Genomic DNA, 23029 nt, shown 5'->3' with positions numbered 1-23029 from the left:
TACTGCAAACAACCTGTATTTTATGTTGAAAACACGAATGTTGTTTACAGGAATCTTATTGCTGTTCACAGGAAACTTTTTTAATAAGGAATCACTCTTTTGATATTTGCCATTCAATATAATCATCACACCTATGAAAACTAAATTGTTTTTATTTTTAATTACCGTATGTAGCATTGGTCAATTTTCTGTAAATGCACAACAAAACACTGAAATAACAATAACAGGAATAGTTATTGAAAGCAACAACGTTCCCATAGAATTTGCTACTGTAATTATTGCCGATAATAATACGCAAAAAGGCATTACAGGAGTTACAACAAATGAAAATGGTGAATTCAGCATTACAACAACTGCTTCTAATTTTTATATTGAAGTAAGTTTTATTGGTTTCAAGAATAAAAAAATCCAAAACTTTCCTATAAAAAACAATCGCATTGAATTAGGAAAAATTATACTATCCGAAGATCAATCGCAATTGGATCAAGTCGTTGTTAGAGCTGAAAAATCGCAAACAGTTTTCAAACTCGACAAACGTGTATTTAATGTAGGTTCAGACCTTAGTAGTACTGGAGCAAGTGCTTTAGAAATTTTAAACAATGTTCCTTCTGTAAATGTAAATATTGAAGGGCAAATTAGTTTGCGTGGAAATTCGGGTGTACAAATACTGATCAACGGAAAACCATCTGTACTCGCAAGTGAAGAAGGAAATGCTTTAGGAAGTATTACTGCCGATATGATTGATAGTATAGAAGTGATAACAAACCCATCTGCTAAATATGATGCCGAAGGAACCTCAGGGATTATCAACATAATTTTAAAAAAGAATGAAAAGAAAGGGTTAAACGGTTCGGTAACACTCAATACAGGAATCCCAAACAATCATAGTATTGGGGTAAGTTTAAACCGCCGTACGGAAAAGTTTAACCTATTTAGCCAATTAGGATATGGAAGACGTACATTTCCAAGGGAAAGTGAATCTACGAGTCTAAACAGAGCTACCGAAACTACTTTGAGTACAATTGGAGAAAGTGATAAAAACGAAAAATTCTTCAATATTATTTTAGGTACTGATTATCATATTAATGACTTAAATGTAATCACACTTTCTGGGCACTATGCTTTTGAAGATGAAAAAGAAAATTCAAATCAAGTATATCAATTTATTGACAATACGGCAACAACTACTGATGCATGGAATCGTCGTGAACTTACTACAGCTAGCAACCCAAAGTGGCAATATGAATTGCAATATAAAAAGGACTTTAAAGATCATAAGGAGCATAGTTTACTTTTCAGTGCTTTGGGAACCTCATTTAGTAAAGACAAAACATCTAATTTCAATAATACAACCACCGTCGGAAACATTCCAGATGCTTTACAAGAAGCGCTTACAAGTTTTGCCCAAAATGAATATACTTTTAAATTGGATTATACGCATCCGTTTGCTGAAAAATATACTATAGAAATAGGTACACAATATGTGATTGATGATGTGAGCAATGATTATCAAGTTAGAGACTTTATCAATAATGCTTGGGTAAACAATACGAGTTTTAGTAATATTTTTGATTACAATCAAAATGTACTTGGCATCTATTCAACGTTTGCGTACGAAGCTGAAAAATGGGGAATCAAAGGAGGATTACGTTTAGAGAATACCAATTTAGAAACCAAACTTATAAATACAAATGAGCGCAATACTCAAAAGTATACGAACCTATTTCCTAGCATACATACTTCGTATAAAATTACGAATGATCTTTCTTTACAAGCTGGATATTCCAAACGTATTTACAGACCACGTTTATGGGATTTGAATCCTTTTTTCTCATTCCGTGACAACTTTAATATTTCTACGGGAAACCCTAACCTAAATCCTGAATTCACAGATTCTTTTGAAATTACCAGTATTCTTAAGTTCAATCAAGGATCTCTTAACGTTGGAGTTTATCACAGAGCAACCAAAGATGTTATTGAAGACATTTCTACTTTTGAAAATAATGTTACAACCTCACAACCAAGTAATATAGGAACTAATAACGTAACTGGTATTGAGCTTAATGCAAAATATAATGCGACAAATTGGGTAACATTTACAACAGATTTCAATTACAACACTTTTGTTCGAAAAGGTCAATTTGAAGATTTAATCTTTGATTTTAATGGAAATCAATGGAGTTCGCGACTGACAGGAAAATTCAAGTTACCATTAGATTTTACATTAGAGACTACAGGAAACTATCGTTCAAAATTTAAAACAGTCCAAGGAGAAGTTGCTGACAACTTATTTATGAATCTTGGAGTTCGTAAAAAAATGATGAAAGGACGTTTAAATGTAAACCTAAGCGTCAGAGATGTATTTGCTTCTCGTCGTCGTCAATCAGTAACGAATCAAGTTAACTTCCTAAGAACATCAGATAGTCAAAGCGGTCGTTTTGTAACGATTGGAATTAGTTTTGGTTTTGGCAAAGGAGAAGCTATGGAATTTTCTGGTCAAAAACATTTCTAAATACAATATAATTCCACTTTTAGTTCACTATACTAACTTGAAAAAGACAACCAATTGAGGTTGTCTTTTTTTATACTCTAAAAAGAAGTATATTCGAATTAACTCCAGGTTCGTTTTAATAATGAGGATATATTTACTAAACATTTTAATACTTATCATTCTGTGTAGTTGTCAATCAGAAAGGAAAAAAAACTATGACTTAATACAACTAGACACCTATTCATTTCGAAGAAATTATTTTGGAAGCGACACTTTGGCGGGTAAAGAGTTGGATAAGTTCATGAACCGTAATCCTGTTCAGAATTATGAATACAAATCAAAAAAAGGCAGTTTTTACGACAAACTCACACAACATGGTATTATCAATAACAAAGAGCTTATTTTAAATAAACTCGATTCCTTACCAAATTATTTTGAGCATGCTTTTTCAAATAGAAAAATAAAGTTGCTTATTTCATATCCTCAAACTTTTGAAAGACCAGCACTTATTCTAAGCTTTCGAGAGGATGAAACAATTTTTCACGAAGACACATTACTATTTGACAATCCAACAAACGTGAGTTACAGCACTATTGACTTGAATAAGAATGGTACAGATGAATTGTATCTATTATTTAAAAATTATGCTGTAAATGGTGATAATTATGAACTAAGTATTTATGAGTTAACTGAAAAGTAATTACGGAATAGTTTCTCAAAAGAATTTTACTTCACACCTTTTCATTATTTTTGCAAGATGATGCGTTAAGGATTGAGGCATTGTTGGAGCTCCTCGTAGAGAGCGACTGCCGAAAGCCTGACCAAAGGGAACGCCCAACAAAGAAAATATATTTATGAAATTAAAAATAGTATCTGATTTTTCTCCTACGGGAGATCAGCCACAAGCGATTAAAGAATTAGTTTCAGGAATTGAAGCAGACGAACGCTATCAAACCTTGTTAGGTGTGACAGGTTCGGGAAAAACGTTTACCGTTGCCAATGTGATTGAAAAGGTTGAAAAACCAACACTAATTTTAGCTCACAACAAAACTTTGGCTGCACAATTGTACTCAGAATTCAAGCAGTTTTTCCCTGAAAATGCGGTGGAATACTTTGTTTCATATTATGATTATTACCAACCGGAAGCTTACATTCCTACTTCTGGAACGTATATAGAAAAGGATTTATCGATCAATGAAGAAATTGAAAAATTACGATTGAGCACTACTTCTTCCCTACTTTCTGGACGTCGTGATGTCATTGTGATTGCTTCGGTTTCGTGTTTGTATGGTATTGGAAATCCTATAGAATTTCAAAAAAATGTGATCAAACTAGAGCGTGATCAAATTATTTCACGAACGAAATTATTACATCGTTTGGTTCAAAGTTTATATTCTCGTACAACTGCAGATTTTTTACGTGGTTCGTTTCGTGTAAAAGGAGATGTCGTAGATATTTATCCAGGATATGCCGATTTTGCATTTAGAATTCACTTTTTTGGCGATGAAATTGAAGAAATAGAATCGTTTGATCCTGCTACGAATACCGTTTTAGAAAAATACGAACAACTCACTATTTATCCTGCAAACATGTTTGTGACTTCGCCAGAAGTGTTACAAAATGCCATTCATCAAATTCAAGAAGATATGGTAAAACAGGTTGAGTATTTTAGAGAAATAGGAAAACATTTGGAAGCAAAACGTTTGGAAGAACGTACAAACTTTGATTTAGAAATGATTCGTGAATTAGGGTATTGTTCAGGAATTGAAAACTACTCACGTTACTTAGATGGTCGTGCACCTGGAACACGTCCTTTCTGTTTATTAGATTATTTTCCAGATGATTATTTAATGGTTGTGGATGAAAGTCACGTTACTGTTTCGCAAGTACATGCAATGTATGGTGGTGATAGAAGTAGAAAAGAAAACTTGGTAGAATATGGTTTCCGTTTGCCAGCTGCAATGGATAATAGACCGCTAAAGTTTGAAGAATTTGAAGCCATTCAGAATCAAGTAATTTATGTAAGTGCAACGCCCGCAGATTATGAATTGCACAAAACAGATGGCGTATATGTAGAACAAGTAATTCGCCCAACTGGATTGTTAGATCCGATTATAGAAGTACGTCCAAGTTTAAATCAGATTGATGATTTAGTAGAAGAAATTCATCTTCGCACAGAAAAAGATGAACGTGTTTTAGTTACTACTTTGACCAAACGAATGGCAGAAGAGTTGACTAAATATTTATCACGAATTCAAATTCGTTGTCGTTACATTCACAGTGATGTTGATACTTTGGAACGTGTACAAATTATGCAGGATTTACGTAAAGGTTTATTTGATGTTTTAATTGGTGTCAACTTACTTCGTGAAGGATTGGATTTACCAGAAGTATCATTAGTTGCAATTTTAGATGCAGATAAAGAAGGGTTTTTACGCTCAGCGAGATCGTTAACACAAACCGTTGGTAGAGCTGCGAGGAATGTTAATGGAAAAGCGATTATGTATGCGGATAAAATCACGAAAAGTATGCAGAAAACAATGGATGAAACAGCATACAGACGTGAAAAACAGATTGAATATAATACCAAACACGGTATTACACCAAAAGGTTTAAATAAATCATTAAACAATGCACTTGGTAAAGATGAAAGTCTTTCTTGGGAAGATGAAATCAAAGCGAAAGTTGCTGCGGAACCAGATTTGGAATATATGACCAAACCGCAAATTGAAAAACTGATTCGTGAAAAACGTAAATCTATGGAGACTGCTGCAAAAGAATTGAATTTTATGGACGCTGCTAAATACCGTGATGAAATTAAGTTATTACAGGAAAAATTATAAAAACTACCTTGTTATAATAACAAGGTAGTTTTAAGGTTTTTATAAAAGTAAGGACTAGATTGTAAAATCAAAAGTTCCTAAACATATTGTTGATACGGTTCCATCTCCGTTTACATATCCTTGAATTCCTGTCATTACCAATACATTATCAGAAGTATAATATCCACTCCAACGCTCAATAATGTAATAAGGTCTGCCACTTGGGCGCTGACTTACACTAAAACTTATTGCAAAAGGAGTTAAATCTCCACTATCATTTGTAACCCATGAATATCCACCAATATCACCTTCTATCGATAACGATCCTACTGGAGTGTATTTACTGTTGTAAGTTGCTGTGATGCTTCCTTTTGAAGAATTTGCTGCTGTTATTGTAATTTGATACGCACCGTTAGACGATGTGTAGGTTGCTAATTGTGGTACTGATGCCATAATTTTAAATTTTTAGATGATTAATTAATTGTTTTAAACTTGAACATCTTTGCAAAAATGTATGTTGTAATTACATGGTAAAATTACATTGTAAAACTATCACACAAAAGCCTTTAAATACCTAAAAATCAACACGTATTAATACGTTCACACTATTTATATCTCTACAAAAAGTAGTTCTTACAAAAACATTTTGTTGTATTTTAGGTTTCTCTAAAAAACCTGTAATATAACGTCATATAGACTCACTGATGAAGAGGTAAAACGACATTGTACACTTATGAATATAAAAGAAAAGCTTGCCAGTATTGGTCAAAATATACTTCTGGGAATTCTCATTTTGGGGATGATGTTTGTTTTAGTAGGAATAATAAGTAACAATATCAATTGGATTTTCATTGCTATAGGAATCGTAATTATGGCTCCATATGCTTTATCCTTTTTTTGGGTTGAAAAAGAAGTTGATAAAATTGAAAAACAGAAAAACAAAGAATTTCAAAAATTTCTAAAAACGGCAGATCGTGTGCATATAGTGTTGGATGAAGCAAAAATTGTAGAAAAAAAACATACGGAAACATATACTGTTACTCAAGATTACAGAGCCGCAGCAATAAATGAAATTTCAGGAAACGGGCATTACAATGAAGAAAGAATTACGTATACCTATTGTGAAGTTACATTTAATGTAAGTTATAAAGAACGAATGTTTGTCATTGAAGAAATTATTCATAAAGACGAAACTTCCGTGCGAATGCATTTCTATATGCAAAAAATAACCACGTTGTATTTAAATCCTATGGATAAGAAAGAATATTATCTCGATTTGACATTTATTAATAGTTAGAAAAGTTAAATACTAAGGAATAACTTACTGTATACTATTTCCTAAAAAACTCTAAAAAGGCTTTTTTATTGGCTTTAGAAATAGGAATACGTTCTTCTGTATCTAATACTAAATATCCTTCGTTTTCAAAATGTCGTACTTTTTCAAGGTTTACAATATGTGATTTGTGGCATTTAAAAAATTTGGGGTTTAGTAGTTTTTCAAATTTCCCAAGATTGTATGAACTTGTAAGTATCGTTGTATTTATAAGATGAATTTTTGTGTAACCATCATAACCTTCCAGATGCATTACTTCTTCTTCTGGTATAAATGACAAGCCTTTTGGTGTAGGCACAATGATTTTATTGCTATGAGTAATTGTATTGGTTAATAAATTAACAAGTCTTGAATTATTTTCTAAATCGTTTTTTGTTTGTATAGCAGTGATTGCTTTGTTTACAGCAATTATTAAGTCTTCATCGTCAATTGGTTTTAGAACATAATCTATGGCATTTTGCTTAAATGCATCAATAGCATATTCACTATAAGCAGTTACAAAAATGACTTGAAATTGTATTTCTTTTAGTTTTGCAAGTAGTTCAAAACCATTTATTCTAGGCATTTCAATATCTAAAAAAACTAAATCAGGTTGTGCTTTTTTTAATGCTTTGACAGCATCTTCTGGCTTTTGAAAAGTAGCTATAATTTCAATCGCAGGAAATAGTTCTCCTATTTTTTGAGCTAATCCTTTTAGGTTAGATATTTCATCATCAATAAGTATGGTAGTTAGTGTATTCATAACTTATAATTGTGTAATTATAAAGGTTGACTTCGTTCCTTTGTCCATTAACTTTGGATATACTTCTTCTACAGTATAAACAATATTCCAGTTTCCTGATTGATTCAAAAACTTTAAACGATCGTCTAAAACATTTGAAGATTTTACTTTCCTATTGCCTTTATTCTGTGTGTTTACAACTCCTACTCCATCATCAATTACCTCAACTTGATAACTTTTTTCATCAACAGCTATAAAGTTAATAGTAATTGTTCCATTTTCCATTTTATTAAAAATTCCATGATTTACAGCATTTTCAACAATAGGTTGCAATAGCATAGTTGGTATTTTGTTTGTTTTTGTATTTAGCGAGTCATCAATATGAATTTGATATTCAAACTTATCTTTAAAACGTAATTTTTCTATATCTAAATAGTTTTTGATAAGTTTGATTTCTTGATCTAAATTGATTTCTGTTTCTTTCGAGAGTTCAAAAAACTGCCTAATGAGTTTTGAAAACTTTACTAAATACGTCTCAGAAGCTTTTATTTCATTGTTATTGATATAATATTGAATTGCTGCCAAAGAGTTAAATACAAAGTGAGGATTCATTTGAGAACGCAATGCTTTCAACTGAATTTCTGAAAGCATTTTCTCTTGTAGTAGTTTTTCATTTTTCTTTTCTTGACTTATCTTGCTAATTCTCCACACAGCAAGGATTATCACCAGCAAAAGAGAACATATTCCTAGTATTTTTGCCCACAATGTTTGCCACCATAATGGTATAATTGTAAACTCAATTTGTTTTTCTATACCATCAAATGCTATTTTAAATGTGTAATCATTGGGCTGCAAATCATTAAAATTGAAAATGTTTGTTACTGAATTACTCCACGTTTTTTGTATGGGTTCTAGTTTATATGTATATGCTTCATTTTGGTCTTCAGAGAAATCTATACGAGAAACTTCAAATCTTATAGTATTATTCACTACATAGTTAAAAGCATTGTTTTCATTTGTAATTATATTCGAGTTATATGCTGCCTTTTTTATGAAAACATCCAGTAAAAGATTTTGCTTCTTTTGATATTTTGGCAAAATGGCTAGTCCATTATTTGTGGCTACTATTAAATCGGTTGCGTTGACATATACTGAATTAATATTATTGCTAGGCAAACCATCATTTTGATTGTATGTTCTGCTTAACTTGAAAGTATTATTTTCTTTTAAAAAATGTAACACTCCCTTGTTAGTTGCTAACCAAATATTACTTTCTTCGATAAAAGCATCTTGAACTATTAAAAATTCTGATCCTTTTAATGATTTTATTGTATCTAAGTCTGTGATATATGAACCAAATCCATCAGTATTTATTAAAAGCTGTTGACCACTTATTTTCTTTATACTTAAAATAGATTTGTTGAGTATATTGTCTTTATACTTTACAGGAATAATAGAATCATTTTTTAACTCTTTTAACCCATTTGTAGTTGCTATCAATAAACGATTTTTAAAAATAAGCAAATCACTACATCCTTTTTGAATGTATTCTTTTTCTAGGTTTAAATTATCAGGATTTATTTTATGAACTCCAAAAGAATAATCACCATACAAAGCGTTTTCAAAATATATAAACTTTCGTGCCAAATTGTTAGTCCCAGTTGATTGTCCTTCTATCCTAACTAAATCTACTTCCTTTAGTTGATTGTTATGTTCAATTATAATTCTTGATTTCGTCGTATAGTAATTTTTACGGAGTTCTTTTATTTCACTCGCGCCAAAAATGTATTTATCAGTAATTATGAAAGGTTTAAAATCTTTTTGTAATGCATCATATTTGTAAATTCCTTTTTTAAAAATATTTGCATATAAAACATCATTTATGACATTAAATCCTTGAATTTTTTCTTCATTAAATGCATACTTTATGTGTTGTTTTATTTGAGGCAGTTTATAAATCCCTTTATTGAATGTACAAAGCCAAACTGTATTGAGATTGTCTATAAACCCAAAATGAGCATTTAGTTTTTTGGGGAAATAAAAAGGAGCTACAATATGAAAATCAACATCTAAGAAGCCTACAAAATTAGCGCCTGAAATTTGCAATCTATCTGCAACTAAATTAATTCTTGAATGATTTACTATTTCAATTCCCAATTCATCTTTAAACTTATATTTACTTAATTTTAAAGTATTTAAATTTAATATTGAATATTGTTTGTTTGAAACCCAGAAAAATAAACTATCCGTAATTTGGCCTCTTGCACTATCTTCATTTAAAATTCCTTTTGCTGAAAATTTCTTTATTTTTTTTTGATTTATATCATGTACATACAATAACTCTTCATCATAATTAATAACTAATGAGCTTACATTTTCATGGAATACTTTAGTGAAATCATATTCGTGTATTTCTTTTTTAACATTATGTATATTCTTCCATTCATTATCTTTTAATTGATACTTTTTATTAGGTCCGGAAGGATATACTTCATTGCCAATTTGAGATGGAAATATTGGGTTTATAATCTCCGTTTTATTCTCATTAGGAAAAGATATGATACTATCATTTTTTATGTATCCAAGTGAAGAAGCTTTAGAAAAGTACCACACTTTTCCATCTGGCGTTGTAAAAGCATCCCAAACATCATTATTTGGCAACCCTTCCTTGGTTGTAAATACAGTAAAGTCTTTTCCATTATACTTTACCATTCCTTTATCTGTCAAGAACCACATAAAGCCTTTTACATCCTGTAAAATGGTATATACATGATTACTAGGCAACCCATCTTTGGTTGTGTAATTTGTGTATTGCTGCGCAAAGGAAAAACTCCATAACAGTATAAATAATATAGTGATATGGAGTTTTTTGTGTTTCAACGTTTTTTAGTTTTAAGTATATTGTAAAGGTAATCGTTTAGACTAAATCAAAACGACAACAGCTATTAATTTTCATCTACCATTCCATCACAATCATCATCAATACTATTATTCGGAATTTCATCTGCATACGGATGTACTTCTCCATCAGTATCATCACAATCTAAATTATTGAACACACCATCTGCAGCAGCCTGATTCTGAGAACCATACCCATCACCGTCAGCATCTATATATCTAACATCATCAATATCTGTTTCTCCATTACAATTGTCATCAATATCATTTCCTACAATTTCATCCGCTAAAGGATTTATAGTTGGATTGGCATCATCACAATCACCATCATTTCTTGAAAACCCATTAGGAGTTTCTCCTATATTTTCTATTTCAATAATGTCTTCTACATTTGGATCTCCAAAACCATCGTCATCGCCATCTTTGTAAAAAGTATAAGCAAATAAGTTATTACAGTCTTCATCTATAGCATTGTTTGGTATTTCTGTTGCATCAGGATTAATAGTTGCATCAGTGTCATCACAATCTGAAGTGTCTCTAACATATCCAATTGGAGCTTCATCTAATGTTGCAGATATACTATTGGCTGAACTACCAAAACCATCTTGGTCAACATCTGGATACCAATTATAATATGCCTGACTAGGATCTGAACAACTAGAACCTATTATGAATACTGCTACTACTAATAATAGTATTGGAAATATAGATTTAAAAAAAGATATTTTCATCGTATTAAATATTAAGTGTTAATTTATTTTGTGTGTGAAATTTATGATAGAAATATGAAGCAACTATAATCAAGCAAAGTCCTATAAACTGTGAATGTGACAATATGTTTTCAATAATAAAACCGCGTTCGTCTCCTCTATACAATTCTAGAATCCCTCTTCCAAACGCGTATAGCATTAAGTAGATTAAGAACAGTTGTCCATTGAATCGTTTGTGTTTTTTCAGAAATACCAAAACCAAAAGAATTCCTAGAAGTATTGTTATTTCATATAGTTGCGTTGGATGTACTTTTATAGGTGATGTTGTTGGAAAAATAACGCCTATTGCATTTTCAGTTGGTGCTCCAAAGCAACAACCTGCCATAAAACATCCGAAGCGCCCAATTGCATGTACTATAATTGTAGTTATTGCAAAAATATCTAGCATTGCCAATACATCTATTTTTCGCTTTTTCAAGTACCAAATGATGAAAGGAATAATTGTTACAAACGATCCATAAAATACAAATCCACCTGAAAAATTATGAAGCATTAAAGATGGATTTTCTATATATAACACAGGATCTTGCATATAATAGAAAAACTTTCCTCCAATGAACCCAGCTATAAATATGAGATAGAAAAAAGTATTTGATAAATTTGTTATTCCTACATCTCTTTTTGCGCTCCATCTTGTGTAAATAGCAGCAATCAATGTCCCTACTACTATACATACAGCATAACTATATATGGTAACTTCTTGTTGTCCTAAGAAATCTGGTAGTTGAAAATTAAATAGTTCTGGATACATTTAAAACTATTGTTTAATTATTTTCTTAGTTGAAAAACTATTCGCTGAAACAACTTTTAAAAAGTAAATTCCATTTGAAATACTCTCTAGATTGAGTGTGTTTTTTCCTTGATACAAAACTCCTTTCTGAAGTTGTTGCCCACGACTATTCAACAGAACATAAGTAGCTTCTTTCTGTATCACAACTTCTAATTGATTTTTCACAGGATTTGGATACATCGTAAAAGAAGCTTCACTATTTACAACATTACCTAAAGAAAGTGTTGGATTTATTTGTGTTGTCGCTGTGTTTGTAATAATTGGTAAATTGTAATCAAAATAGATGTCTGCCTTGCATGAAACAATATCACCAACAGCAAATCCTACGTTTGGCTTTGCTTTAAAAACTATATAACCATGACTATTTGGTTCATCACTTGTACTATCTGCTAAATTGATATTATCAAACTTAAAGTTTACTTCACCGTTATTTACAGTAGTAGTATATGCATGCGAAGCATATAGTGGTGTGAATGTTGTCCAATCTAAATCGACATCTAAAATTGTATTTACATTTATATTAATAGCTGAAGCTGTTCCTGTATTTTGAAAACGAATTCTAAAGTGTAAATCTTCCGAAGCTTGCGCTGCTGTAATTAACGAACCTTGTAAAACGATAGCGTCATTAGGATCGTACGAACCTATCGTTATTTGTTGCAAATCAAATGTGTTATTTATTGTTACTGTTTCTGCTATCGGACTTATGCTTGCTTGAAAAGACAGAACATCTCCATTATTCACAATTGGTGGTGTATTGATATTAAAAAACACATTTATCACTCTTGTTTCAAAAGGTTGCAGATTTGAATAATTCCAGCTCAGCGAATTTGCTGTTGCACTGTTTTCTGTTGGAGAAGAAGATAAATGATTAACTAGTGTAGTATCGTATGTAAAATCAATAGTTCCAGTTGCTGTTGTTCCTCCATTGTTGGTATATACAATACTATAACCACTATCAAAACCTGGTCGCGCATCCGTAGTTGGAATTATTACAACTGATACATCCGTGCCAACTATAGTTGAAGTAATGCAAAAGTCTTGATTACTTATGGTTTGTGCCGTTGTAAATGTATTTGAGTAATTTATAGGGTTTGAAGTAATTACACCATTTGGTATTTCTGTGATTACTGTTCCCGTCTCTTCAAATGAAAAACCATAATTCCCCAAAGAATTAGTGTTTGAATAATATACATTTCCTGATGTAGCAGCTGTACTTTTTATTTGAATGTTAGTTGGTGTATATGTTGATGTTACACAGTTATCGGCATTTTCATCATATGTTACTTTTCCTTGTATAACATGCGGCGAATTGTCTTTGTACAGGTTAATTGTACTAAAAATATAATTAGCTTCTGTATAACTGTTTGGATCAGTATGCCCAATAGTTCCTGTCAGTTCTAAATAATAACTATCTGTAGTATCTATAAGAAAAGGAGAAGAATCGCAGAAATCTAGTCCATTTCCAAAAACTGTACAATTTAGATTGAATGTTTGCACAACAGTTCCTGAAGAGTTTTTTAAAACTACATTACTTAATTGTCCAAATTGATTTACTCCAAACATAGGGTCAAACAAATAATACCCATATTCTGTAAAGAATACATAGTTATCATTTGCAAACAAAGGGAAAGAAGAAGATGTTAGCACGAAAGTCTCTTCATTAAAAGTTGGATTTACAATATATAATACACCTCCTGTGTAATCAACACCTGAATCTGTTAATGTGATATTATTTCCTGTTACTGACCAACCATTCAAATTTGTTGCAAAGTCATAATTTGGTATGTTAATATTTTGCGCGTTTACTACATTAAAAAATAGTATACATAAAAGCGTATGTATGCAATACAGTTTTACTTTCATTGAGAGAAGATTTATAAAAATTAATAAATGTAATTCAAATGTAAAACCTAATGTTCGTGAAGAAGTTTACCATTAAAGGAAGCTCTTGTTTCATTTATTAAAACACCTCTTTCATAGTATTAAAAGTTAAAGACCAAAACATCAAAGACCCCAAAAAGAGTTTACTCATTAGAAGCAATCGTTCACTACTAAAAATATTACAGCACACGCATTCTTCATTTTATGATTTATAAGATTACCTTAGATTTATAAAAAATTAAAACCATTACCCATGAAAAAAACACTACCCATACTTCTGTTTGTATTTTTTTGTATCACATTCACTTCTTGTGGATCTCAAAAAAAAGCAGTTTCGCAAACGACCACAACTGCTGATTCTGGCAAAAAAGATGGAAGTTCAGTTGAAAATGCAATCAAAGTAAAAAGCGTTCCTGAAGAATATGCATATGTAAAAAAAGCATGTCAAGGTTGCCAATTATTAGGGCAAGCACTCATTTTTGAGGATAAAAAGCCATATGATGTTTTAAAACTAAAAAAGCCAGATGGAACAGAAGTTTCATACTATTTTGACATTTCTTCTTTTTACGGGAAGTTCTAATCAAATCATTATAAAACAAATAGAAAGCGCGAAAAAAATGGTAGGGCAAATATCCTGCTTTTTCTGCGCTTTCTCTCTCAATTATATATACTAAACAAAATTGTAAGCTAAAAACAAAATACCTTTTACAATAAATTTAGAGTCGTTAAACAATAATCTTATTTGCTTTTATCCTACAGAATAAATGTAAGAAAACAACACTTTTTATAACCCCGTATATTTTCTAGGACTAAAAAACAGGTAGAAATACCTAGTTATTTGCTGTGATATTTTTAACAGAGTACGTTAAGAATTCGCTAAAGTTTGCTTCTAAACGGCTAAAATCATTTTTATCAGTATCTTGAATTTTTATTAATAAAATCAACCAAAACCCTTGAAATTCTATTTTATATTACAATACAAACGTATCTATCGCCATATTGATGAATTTGGTGTTATTCCATTTATTGGTTTTGCAATACTTATTGTGATTTTTATTGGTATTTCAAAAACTATATTTAGCAATTTACCGTCTGCAAATTATTTTTATATTCTAATTGGACTGAGCTTAAGCGTAAAATTAGGAACTGTACAAAGAACTGTTTTCTTAAAAAAGTGTTTTCCTAAACAAACTTTTTGGAAAGTAAGAATGCTTGAAAATACATTTTTCATACTTCCCTTTAGTATATTTTTGATATACAAACAATTATATCTAGAAGCAATAGCCATTCATGTATTAGCAATCGGGACATCATTTTTAAACAATATCGGAATACAAAGCAAAACCATTCCAACACCATTTGGGAAGAAACCATTTGAATTTATTATAGGATTCCGAAATAGTTTTTGGGTTTTCATTTTAGCGTATGCGCTTACCTACATTTCAATTGCAGTAGGTAATTATAACCTTGGCGTTTTTGGTTTAATTGTGGTTTTTGTAACCTGTATGTCTCATTATTCCAAACCTGAACCTTTATATTATATTTGGATACACTCACTCACTCCAAAAGCATTTTTATATGATAAAATAAAAACAGCAATCATCTTTACTGGATTACTAGTATTGCCTATTATTATTGCTTTATCAATCTATTTCCCTTTATTAGAATTACAGTTTACCTTACTTTTTACAGTTATTGGTTTTTGTTTTATAATGCTTACCATTTTAGGAAAATACCATAATTACCCTTCAAATATTCCATTATTTCAAACATTTGCAATGCTTGTAAGTTTAGTATTTCCGCCTTTATTATTCTTGTTCATTCCTATATTCTATAAAAAATCTATCAAAAATCTAAATTCAATTTTGACATGTTAAGCATTCATCAACTTTCAAAATCATTTGCAAAAAAACAAATTCTGGATGGTATTGAATTACAATGCAAACCAGGAGAAGTAAACGGTATTGTAGGTGAAAACGGAGCTGGAAAAACAACACTATTCAGATGTATTGCGGGTTTAGAGTCGTATACAGGAAAGGTTAAATACCAGACAAACAATATCAAAAACACTATTGGCTTTTTAGAAACTAATCCTGAATTTCTATCCAAGATCACAGGAAAAGAATACTTGCAATTAATCAGTAATGCACGAAAAATTAAATCGGTTGATTTTGCCGCTCAAAATATTTTTGAGTTGCCATTACAGCAATATGCAGAAACCTATTCTACAGGAATGAAGAAAAAATTAGCCTTAACATCAGTTTTACTTCAAAGTAATGACATTTTTATCTTAGATGAACCATTTAATGGAGTCGATATTCAAAGTAATTTAATCATTAAAGAACTCCTAAAAAAGCTAAAAGAAAAAGGCAAAATAGTATTGTTATCTTCTCACATATTCTCCACATTACAAGACACTTGCGATCATTTACATTATTTAAAAGCAGGAAAAATTCAAAAAACTGTAGAAAAGAAAAATTTTGAAATTATTGAGAACCTTATGAAAGACGCGGCCTTAGAAGAAAAAATAAAGAATTTCAATATTAAATAATTGTAACTAACTAAAAAAAAGAGGGTAAAAAGTCGAGCGCATCGTATTTGGTATTATCTTTGCAACTATTAAAACAATTATTTAAATTTATTACAATGAACAAAGGAACAGTAAAATTCTTCAATGACACTAAAGGTTTTGGTTTTATCGTAGAAGAAGGTTCAAACAAAGAACATTTTGTACACATCTCTGGATTAATTGATGAAATCCGCGAAGGAGATGAAGTTGAGTTCGAGCTTAAAGAAGGGCGTAAAGGACTTAACGCAGTAGACGTGAGAGTAATTTAATATCTATATATATATTACTTAATGAAGTAAAGCCTATCAAATTTGATAGGCTTTTTTTATGTTCATGATTTAAATTTTTTCTGATTTAAAAAAAACTATCTTTGTCACATGGCATTAACAAATAACGACGTTTTCAAAAAACTCCGCGTAGCATTGAAGCTCCGTGATGATGAAATTGTAAAAATATTAGAATTGGTAGATTTTAGAATCTCCAAAAGTGAGTTAGGTGCATTTTTTAGAAATGAAGATCATCCCAAATATAAAAATTGTGGAGATCAAATTTTACGAAACTTCTTAAATGGTTTGGTAATTCATTTGCGTGGTCCAATGCCCAAAAAAGAACAAAAGCCAAAATCTACACAGCCAACTTCCAAACGAAAAGAGCGAAAATAACCGTATTCTTCCGCATATCACTACGTTTATACTTTTGACTGATTAATCCGTTGACAAATAAATATATCCGCTATCTTTGAAAGTATAAGATTATATTTATGAAAATACTTATCGTTGGTGGAAATGGTACTATAGGAAATAAAGTATCAAGTTATTTTGCTAAAAATCATGAAGTACTCATTGCTGGAAGAAATTCGGGCGATGTTACTGTTGACATAAGTACTAGTGAAAGTATCAAAGCTATGTTTGAACAAACTGGAACAATAGACGCTATTATTTGTATAGCTGGTGAAGCCAAATGGAAAGCATTTAATGAACTCTCTGAAGAAGACTATTATATCGGTTTCAAAAGTAAATTGATGGGACAAGTCAATTTGGTACGAATTGGACAACATTACTTATCCAAAAACGGTTCGATTACTTTAACTACTGGAATTTTAGCAGACGATCCAGTTCCAATGACAGCCAGCGCTGCAATGGTAAATGGTGCAATTCATAGTTTTGTAAAAGCTGTTATTTTAGATTTAGAAGGAAAAATTCGTGTCAACGTAGTTTCATCTGGGTTGGTAGAAGATGCCGTTGATAAATATGATGCATATTTCCCAGGGCACAATCCAATTCCTATGCAAAAAGTAATCAACGGATATCGCAAAAGTGTTGAAGGAAAAGGAACTGGCGAAATTATAAGAATCTACGAATAAATTAACCTCATCAATATGAAATTTAAATACACCTATCTCCTACTCGCAAGCTGTCTTTTTATTTCTTGTGGAAAAGATACTACTCAAAACAAAAACTATCTTTCAGATATTTCGATTGATAATAATAAACTTAGTTGTGATGGTATCATCATGGAAAATCATACGGGAATCATTAATAAATCTGAGTTTACTTATGGTGAAAAAATCAATCTTTTTTATGATAATATGACTGGTTTTTCCTTACAAGACAGTTTAGCATATCCAGACATGGATATCTTTGTAATGAATAAAAAAGGAGATACAATATTCTCTCAAAAAGATTTACTAAAGAATACAACAGAAGGGTTTACGGAAGAAAAATTAAACCTAACAAGTAATCTAACATTTGCATTACCAATGCTTCCGAAAAAATCGTATCTAATGAATTTTCATATTACCGATAAACATGGTGATGGCTATTTCAATTTGAAGAAAAACTTCTCAATTATAGAGAATCCATTACTAAAAACGGAAACAAATGGTTTTACATATGACATTTTATATCTGTATTCACAATCACGAAATATTGCAGTAGTTGATAATAAAATAAAACCCGAGGAAAATATTTATATATTACTAGAAAACTTAGAAGGATACGAAATTGACGAAAACGGAAAAGTTGATTTAAACGCTTCCATAAGCCTTGTTTCTAGTAATGGGACAGTTATCAATAAGCAGGAAAATTTATTTCCAACACCCGTAAGTGCTAAAGATTTAAAAGATCAGCTATACGCTACACTTTCTATTTCAAAAGGATATGTAAAAAATCCTGTTACGTGTATTTTTGAAGTAATGGATAACAAATCAAAACATAGCATTAAAACTACTTTTGATCTTATTGTAGAAGAATAATATAAAAACTACTTTCATATATCAATTAAACCTATAATTTTGCTCAGATTTAAAGATTTTCCAAATGAGTATTGAAAGAGAAATACAGAAGCGTAGTCATAATACATGTGAATTATGTGGCGCAACAGAAAAATTATCCATTTACAATGTTCCACCAAATCATGATAACAAGTTAGAGAAATCTATTTATGTATGTGATACGTGTAATTCTCAGATAGCAGATCCTGAAACGATGGATGTAAATCATTGGCGTTGTTTAAATGACAGTATGTGGAGTGAAGTGAAAGCTGTTCAAATTGTCGCTTGGCGAATGCTACACAGATTGAAAAAAGAAGGTTGGCCACAAGATTTACTAGACATGATGTATCTAGATGAAGACGATATAATCTGGGCAGCAGCTACTGGAGAAGCGGAAGACAAAGAAAACGCTATCAAACATGTAGATGTAAATGGTGTACAATTACAAGCTGGTGACAGCGTTGTATTGATTAAAGATTTAAATGTCAAAGGAGCTGGTTTTGTTGCCAAACGTGGATCAGCAGTTAGAAACATTACACTTACACACGACAATGCAGAGCATATTGAAGGTCGCTTAAATGGGCAACACATTGTAATCATTACAAAATATGTAAAAAAGACCTAATATTCATCTCTCATAAAAACTACAAAACGACTTATTCACTAACTGAATAAGTCGTTTTTTGTATCTTCATTTTTTAATTGCAATTATATGTAATGATAAAAGAGATAAAAGTCAAATCTGTATTAAACAAAACTAAGAAAAGAGATACGTGGTTTTTGGACGATTACACTTTCAACCCATATCAAAGTTGTTCGTATAATTGTTTGTATTGCTATATTCGTGGAAGTAAATATGGAACAAATCTCGCAACAAGTTTATCTGTAAAAACGAATGCGATTGAGTTATTAGAAAAACAATTAAAAAAACATGCTGAAAAAGGTGAATATGGCTTTATAGTATTGTCTTCAGTCACAGATCCGTATATAAATATCGAAAAGGAATATCAGCTTACGCGAAAAGCCTTAGAAGTAATCCTAAAATATCGTTTCCCAGTACATATTATTACGAAATCTACTTTAGTTGAACGTGATTTTGATCTATTAAAAGAAATTCATCAACAAGCCATATTACCAGAAGATTTACAACCAAAACTTTCTGGAGGAACATTACTTACGTTCTCTTTCTCTACTATTGATGATCAAATTGGTAATATATTTGAAACTGGTGCCCCAAAACCTTCTTTACGAATTGAAACGTTGCAAAAAGCTATTCAATCCGGGTTTCATGCTGGCGTAAGTATGATGCCTTTACTACCATTCATTACAGACACTACCGAACATTTAGAAAAACTTTTTAGTACTTTCAAAAAGTGCAAAGTTAACTATCTAATGCCAGCTACATTAACAGTATTTGGAAACGGAAAAGCTGATAGTAAAACTTTGATGCTTAATGCAATTAAAAAACATTTCCCAGAATTAGAAGCTCGTTATCTTCGTTACTTTTCAAACAATCATCAATTACCCAAATTTTATAGAAATGCTTTTCACTTAAAAATGAAAGAGCTTACCAAAACATACAATTTAAAAGATCGAATTATATAATTGAAACTTAAGAAATTGTATACAGTGTCGTTACAATCACACCTTTATTATTATCTAAAATAGTAGTCAGCAATTGCTTTTCATCCTTTACTTTCAAATTAAATGGAGGAACTAATAAATCAATACCACTTTTCTTTTTTAATCGAATTCCTTGTCCAGATATGATATCTAGATTTGGTGTAAAATTTCCTTTTGGCAAATGTTCTGTAAGAATAACATATTTAAAATTTACTAGCTTTTTGACAATGTTTTGTATTTCATTATTTGAAAGATGTTGCAGCACTTGTCGTACCAATGCACAATCGCCTTTAGGTAAATCGTCTACTGAAATATCTAAACAATGAAATTCTAAATTTTCAGCTTTAAATACTTCTTTATTATGTATAATAAGATCTGAAACAATATCTACAGCAATATACTTTTTAGAGTATTCCATCAATTGCTTTCCCACATTAAAATCACCACAACCTAAATCGCAAACGACTAGTGGAGTTTGAAAAGAAGTCAAAAATGACGTCACAATTTCTATATATGGCTTTACAATTTCTGCAGTATGCGAACCTTCTCCAGAATAAAAATTGGTATCATTCGTTCCCCAAAGATGTAAGGCATACACTTGTTCCATTACGGCTTTTGTAGGCCAAGGTTTCTTTGCTTTTTTAAGTTTGATTTCTTTCTTATTCACTAATACATAAAAATTAATTCACTATAAAACTACAACAATATACTATTTCATCTCTGTCCTGATTTTGAAAAAATTTGTAATCACCTAGAAATGACTACATCGTTTAAAAAGCACTTCTCCATAGTTCAAATATAAATTCATTTCATAAAATTCACTCGAAATGACCATAGGAAAATTAACAACTAAAGCGAAGCAATCAAAACTAACATACTAAAAAAGGCTCACCAATTTCTTGACGAACCCTTTTTCCCATTAACTAACCAATTCTAAATAATGTACTATGAAATTTCTATTGTTCTTTTAGGTTTTACTTTATCTTCTTCTCGCTTTGGTAATGAAACATGTAAAATTCCATTCACGTAGCTCGCATTAATCTCCTCTTTATTAATTGTTTGTGGTAATTTAAAAGATCTCTTAAAAGATGAGAAACTAAATTCTTTTCGTGTGTAACTGTCTTCGTTTGTTACTTCTTCTTTCTTATCTTCTGTACTAATCGTTAATAAATCATGATCTAACGAAAGTTTAAAATCTTCTTTTTCTCTTCCAGGTGCAGCAACTTCTAGTGTAAAATCTTCTGCCGTTTCCTTAATATTTACGGCTGGTGTATTCGTTGTATTTGCAACTTGATTTGCAATTCCACCAAACCAATCCGCTGGAAATAATTCATCAAAAATTGAAGGAAGATCTACGTTTTTACTTTTTACTATATTCATCTTGTTTGTTTTTTAGTGATTTAATTTTGTATGTTTTGTTTATTCAAATACGAGATGTATATGGCAAAAAGGATTCCATATGAAAATACACGTCATTTTGACATATTTACATACTAAAACAATGACAAAATGACATTTTAATCAAAAGCAGATGCGACATCGTGACGGAATTACTTAATCTAGCATAAAACAGTTTGGACTATAATCATTTTCGAAAAAGGGTTTTCACAATAAATAAAATATAATTCTGTTTTAGTTTCAAACACACCAATGAATCATATGAAACTTATTATTCTATGCATGCTTACTGGATTTTTGTCCAAAGCGCAAAACACTGATATTCGTGGAAACCAATACTTCCTAAAAGGGAAAATTATTAAAAAAAGTGATGCTATAATTCAAGCTTGCGGATCTGATGCTTGGGCACTTGTTGTTGAATTAGAAATTATAAACTTCACAAACGATTCTTATAAAGGGAAAAATATTCCCGTTATCTTTACATGTCCGACATCATACAGAAAACAATATTTTAATGTTGGAAAAGTGCACACTCTAAAAGTAGCAGATCAAAAACAAACAAATTTTGCTTGGATAATTTCCAATTATGAAGCTTTAGAGAAGTATAATTTAAAAACTAAATTTTGGGTTATTAATTAAGAACGTTCTAACTATAAACCTATTTATAAGAATACATAAAATTTTGAGTTTAGCACAACAGCCTTTAATTAATCAAAGACAAAACAATCATTTACTAATATACATTCTTTTTAATTACTGCAAATATGGAGCAAAAAATTATAACTGACTTTTATCAAACTATCGTTACCATCCGACCAGAAACCAAAGCATGCTTAGATGATTACAAAAACGGAAACTGTGTCACGATTGCTCTCATCAAAGCTGCTTTAGCACAATTTCATAACGTTGCAGGTATATTTAATCATTATGAAGAAGATTTTGAGCAAATTCAAGCAACCTTTAAAGATGAGTATAAAGTTTTTATAAATGTTGAGGAGCTTGAAATTGTACGCCGTATTTCTGGTATTAAAAAAAATGAAGGTTCTCATTACTACGAAGCAGCCATCAAACTTTATACAATTATTGCCAAACGAGTTTATTTGCAAAAGGAAAATTACTCCGAAAAGTGTATTCTTAGTTTTAAGCACGCTGTAGAATATTTAAACTCAGGTTATCCTACAGAAATAGCACACGAACTTCTAGCACTAGGCAAAAGAAAAATTAAAATTAGGAAGATCAAAAATTACAAAAGTGTTATCATACGTTCTGGTGCACATGCTTCGTATTGTAGTTATGGAGTACAAGACATTATGGGTAAAGCTGTGAACATAAAAAAAATAGGCTTCTTTTGGTGGATGAAAAACCCCATAGGAGTTGGCGGAATCATAAAGGAAGCTTATATCTTACAGTAGATTCAACTATCAAATATTTTGATTTAAATTGAATTTACTTTAATTTGAA

Annotated in this window: 23 protein-coding genes; 15 read left to right on the top strand and 8 right to left on the bottom strand. The window is 30.8% G+C overall.

Translation table 11 applies throughout. From position 1 onward, the window contains the following. Window positions 1-133: 133 nt before the first annotated feature. From Q0828_RS22960 to uvrB, 3 genes are all read left to right on the top strand, one after another. Window positions 134-2512 (top strand): outer membrane beta-barrel family protein, encoded by a 2379-nt coding sequence (locus Q0828_RS22960; RefSeq protein ID WP_298427274.1) that lies wholly within the window; start codon window positions 134-136, stop codon window positions 2510-2512. Window positions 2513-2792: 280 nt separating this feature from the next. Next, window positions 2793-3191 (top strand): hypothetical protein, encoded by a 399-nt coding sequence (locus tag Q0828_RS22955; protein WP_298427271.1) that lies wholly within the window; start codon window positions 2793-2795, stop codon window positions 3189-3191. A gap of 154 nt (window positions 3192-3345) precedes the next feature. Continuing rightward, window positions 3346-5334, top strand: coding sequence for an excinuclease ABC subunit UvrB (uvrB, locus tag Q0828_RS22950; protein WP_298427268.1), 1989 nt, complete (start codon window positions 3346-3348; stop codon window positions 5332-5334). A 54-nt stretch (window positions 5335-5388) separates the two neighbouring features. Here uvrB and Q0828_RS22945 read toward each other — a convergent pair whose 3' ends face one another. Beyond that, the gene (locus tag Q0828_RS22945; RefSeq protein ID WP_298427265.1) at window positions 5389-5766 is read right to left on the bottom strand and encodes a hypothetical protein; all 378 of its coding nucleotides are present in this window, start codon (window positions 5764-5766) and stop codon (window positions 5389-5391) included. Between the two features lie 280 nt (window positions 5767-6046). Here Q0828_RS22945 and Q0828_RS22940 point away from each other — a divergent pair, with 280 nt between their 5' ends. After that, complete coding sequence (locus Q0828_RS22940; RefSeq protein WP_298427262.1) at window positions 6047-6610, top strand: hypothetical protein; 564 nt, start codon at window positions 6047-6049, stop codon at window positions 6608-6610. Between the two features lie 34 nt (window positions 6611-6644). On the opposite strand, the gene Q0828_RS22935 is transcribed toward Q0828_RS22940, so the two are convergent. From Q0828_RS22935 to Q0828_RS22915, 5 genes are all read right to left on the bottom strand, one after another. Beyond that, window positions 6645-7388 (bottom strand): LytTR family DNA-binding domain-containing protein, encoded by a 744-nt coding sequence (locus Q0828_RS22935; protein ID WP_298427259.1) that lies wholly within the window; start codon window positions 7386-7388, stop codon window positions 6645-6647. A gap of 3 nt (window positions 7389-7391) precedes the next feature. Continuing rightward, window positions 7392-10247 (bottom strand): histidine kinase, encoded by a 2856-nt coding sequence (locus Q0828_RS22930; RefSeq protein WP_298427256.1) that lies wholly within the window; start codon window positions 10245-10247, stop codon window positions 7392-7394. A gap of 65 nt (window positions 10248-10312) precedes the next feature. Continuing rightward, window positions 10313-10996, bottom strand: a complete 684-nt coding sequence (locus Q0828_RS22925; RefSeq protein ID WP_298427253.1) for a MopE-related protein — start codon at window positions 10994-10996, stop codon at window positions 10313-10315. Window positions 10997-11000: 4 nt separating this feature from the next. Beyond that, a complete protein-coding gene (locus Q0828_RS22920) occupies window positions 11001-11786 on the bottom strand; it encodes a prolipoprotein diacylglyceryl transferase (RefSeq protein ID WP_298427250.1) in 786 nt (261 codons plus the stop codon). Window positions 11787-11792: 6 nt separating this feature from the next. Next, window positions 11793-13688, bottom strand: a complete 1896-nt coding sequence (locus Q0828_RS22915; protein ID WP_298427245.1) for a T9SS type A sorting domain-containing protein — start codon at window positions 13686-13688, stop codon at window positions 11793-11795. A gap of 271 nt (window positions 13689-13959) precedes the next feature. On the opposite strand from Q0828_RS22915, the gene Q0828_RS22910 reads away from it, so the two are divergent. From Q0828_RS22910 to Q0828_RS22870, 9 genes are all read left to right on the top strand, one after another. Further along, window positions 13960-14286: a hypothetical protein gene (locus tag Q0828_RS22910; protein WP_298427242.1), complete on the top strand. Its 327-nt coding sequence runs from the start codon at window positions 13960-13962 to the stop codon at window positions 14284-14286. Between the two features lie 373 nt (window positions 14287-14659). Continuing rightward, entirely contained in the window at window positions 14660-15583 is a 924-nt protein-coding gene (locus tag Q0828_RS22905) for an ABC transporter permease (protein WP_298427238.1), read from the top strand. Continuing rightward, the gene (locus Q0828_RS22900) at window positions 15577-16257 is read left to right on the top strand and encodes an ATP-binding cassette domain-containing protein (RefSeq protein ID WP_298427235.1); all 681 of its coding nucleotides are present in this window, start codon (window positions 15577-15579) and stop codon (window positions 16255-16257) included. Before Q0828_RS22905 ends, Q0828_RS22900 begins: the two co-directional genes overlap by 7 nt. A 95-nt stretch (window positions 16258-16352) precedes the next feature. Next, window positions 16353-16544 (top strand): cold shock domain-containing protein, encoded by a 192-nt coding sequence (locus Q0828_RS22895; protein ID WP_298427232.1) that lies wholly within the window; start codon window positions 16353-16355, stop codon window positions 16542-16544. Window positions 16545-16652: 108 nt separating this feature from the next. Then, window positions 16653-16937, top strand: a complete 285-nt coding sequence (locus Q0828_RS22890; protein ID WP_298427229.1) for a DUF1456 family protein — start codon at window positions 16653-16655, stop codon at window positions 16935-16937. A gap of 98 nt (window positions 16938-17035) precedes the next feature. Further along, a complete protein-coding gene (locus Q0828_RS22885) occupies window positions 17036-17638 on the top strand; it encodes a short chain dehydrogenase (RefSeq protein ID WP_298427226.1) in 603 nt (200 codons plus the stop codon). A gap of 15 nt (window positions 17639-17653) precedes the next feature. Next, window positions 17654-18529, top strand: coding sequence for a hypothetical protein (locus tag Q0828_RS22880; protein WP_298427223.1), 876 nt, complete (start codon window positions 17654-17656; stop codon window positions 18527-18529). Between the two features lie 64 nt (window positions 18530-18593). Then, window positions 18594-19172 (top strand): alkylphosphonate utilization protein, encoded by a 579-nt coding sequence (locus Q0828_RS22875; protein ID WP_298427220.1) that lies wholly within the window; start codon window positions 18594-18596, stop codon window positions 19170-19172. Between the two features lie 92 nt (window positions 19173-19264). Next, on the top strand, window positions 19265-20152 hold the full coding sequence (locus Q0828_RS22870) for a radical SAM protein (protein ID WP_298427219.1): 888 nt from the start codon (window positions 19265-19267) through the stop codon (window positions 20150-20152). A 7-nt stretch (window positions 20153-20159) separates the two neighbouring features. Here the strand turns inward: Q0828_RS22870 and Q0828_RS22865 are convergent, their stop codons facing one another. Continuing rightward, window positions 20160-20777: a class I SAM-dependent methyltransferase gene (locus tag Q0828_RS22865; RefSeq protein WP_298427309.1), complete on the bottom strand. Its 618-nt coding sequence runs from the start codon at window positions 20775-20777 to the stop codon at window positions 20160-20162. A 338-nt stretch (window positions 20778-21115) separates the two neighbouring features. Further along, window positions 21116-21550 carry an Hsp20/alpha crystallin family protein gene (locus tag Q0828_RS22860; protein WP_298427216.1) on the bottom strand — a complete coding sequence of 145 codons (435 nt, stop codon included), beginning with the start codon at window positions 21548-21550 and terminating at the stop codon, window positions 21116-21118. A 279-nt stretch (window positions 21551-21829) separates the two neighbouring features. Here Q0828_RS22860 and Q0828_RS22855 point away from each other — a divergent pair, with 279 nt between their 5' ends. Next, a complete protein-coding gene (locus tag Q0828_RS22855; RefSeq protein WP_298427213.1) occupies window positions 21830-22207 on the top strand; it encodes a hypothetical protein in 378 nt (125 codons plus the stop codon). 125 nt (window positions 22208-22332) lie between these two features. Then, entirely contained in the window at window positions 22333-22980 is a 648-nt protein-coding gene (locus tag Q0828_RS22850; RefSeq protein ID WP_298427210.1) for a hypothetical protein, read from the top strand. The last annotated feature ends 49 nt before the right edge of the window (window positions 22981-23029 follow it).

This window comes from uncultured Kordia sp. (assembly GCF_947496985.1).
Taxonomy (GTDB): domain Bacteria; phylum Bacteroidota; class Bacteroidia; order Flavobacteriales; family Flavobacteriaceae; genus Kordia.
This window is presented reverse-complemented; position numbering and strand designations above follow the sequence as displayed.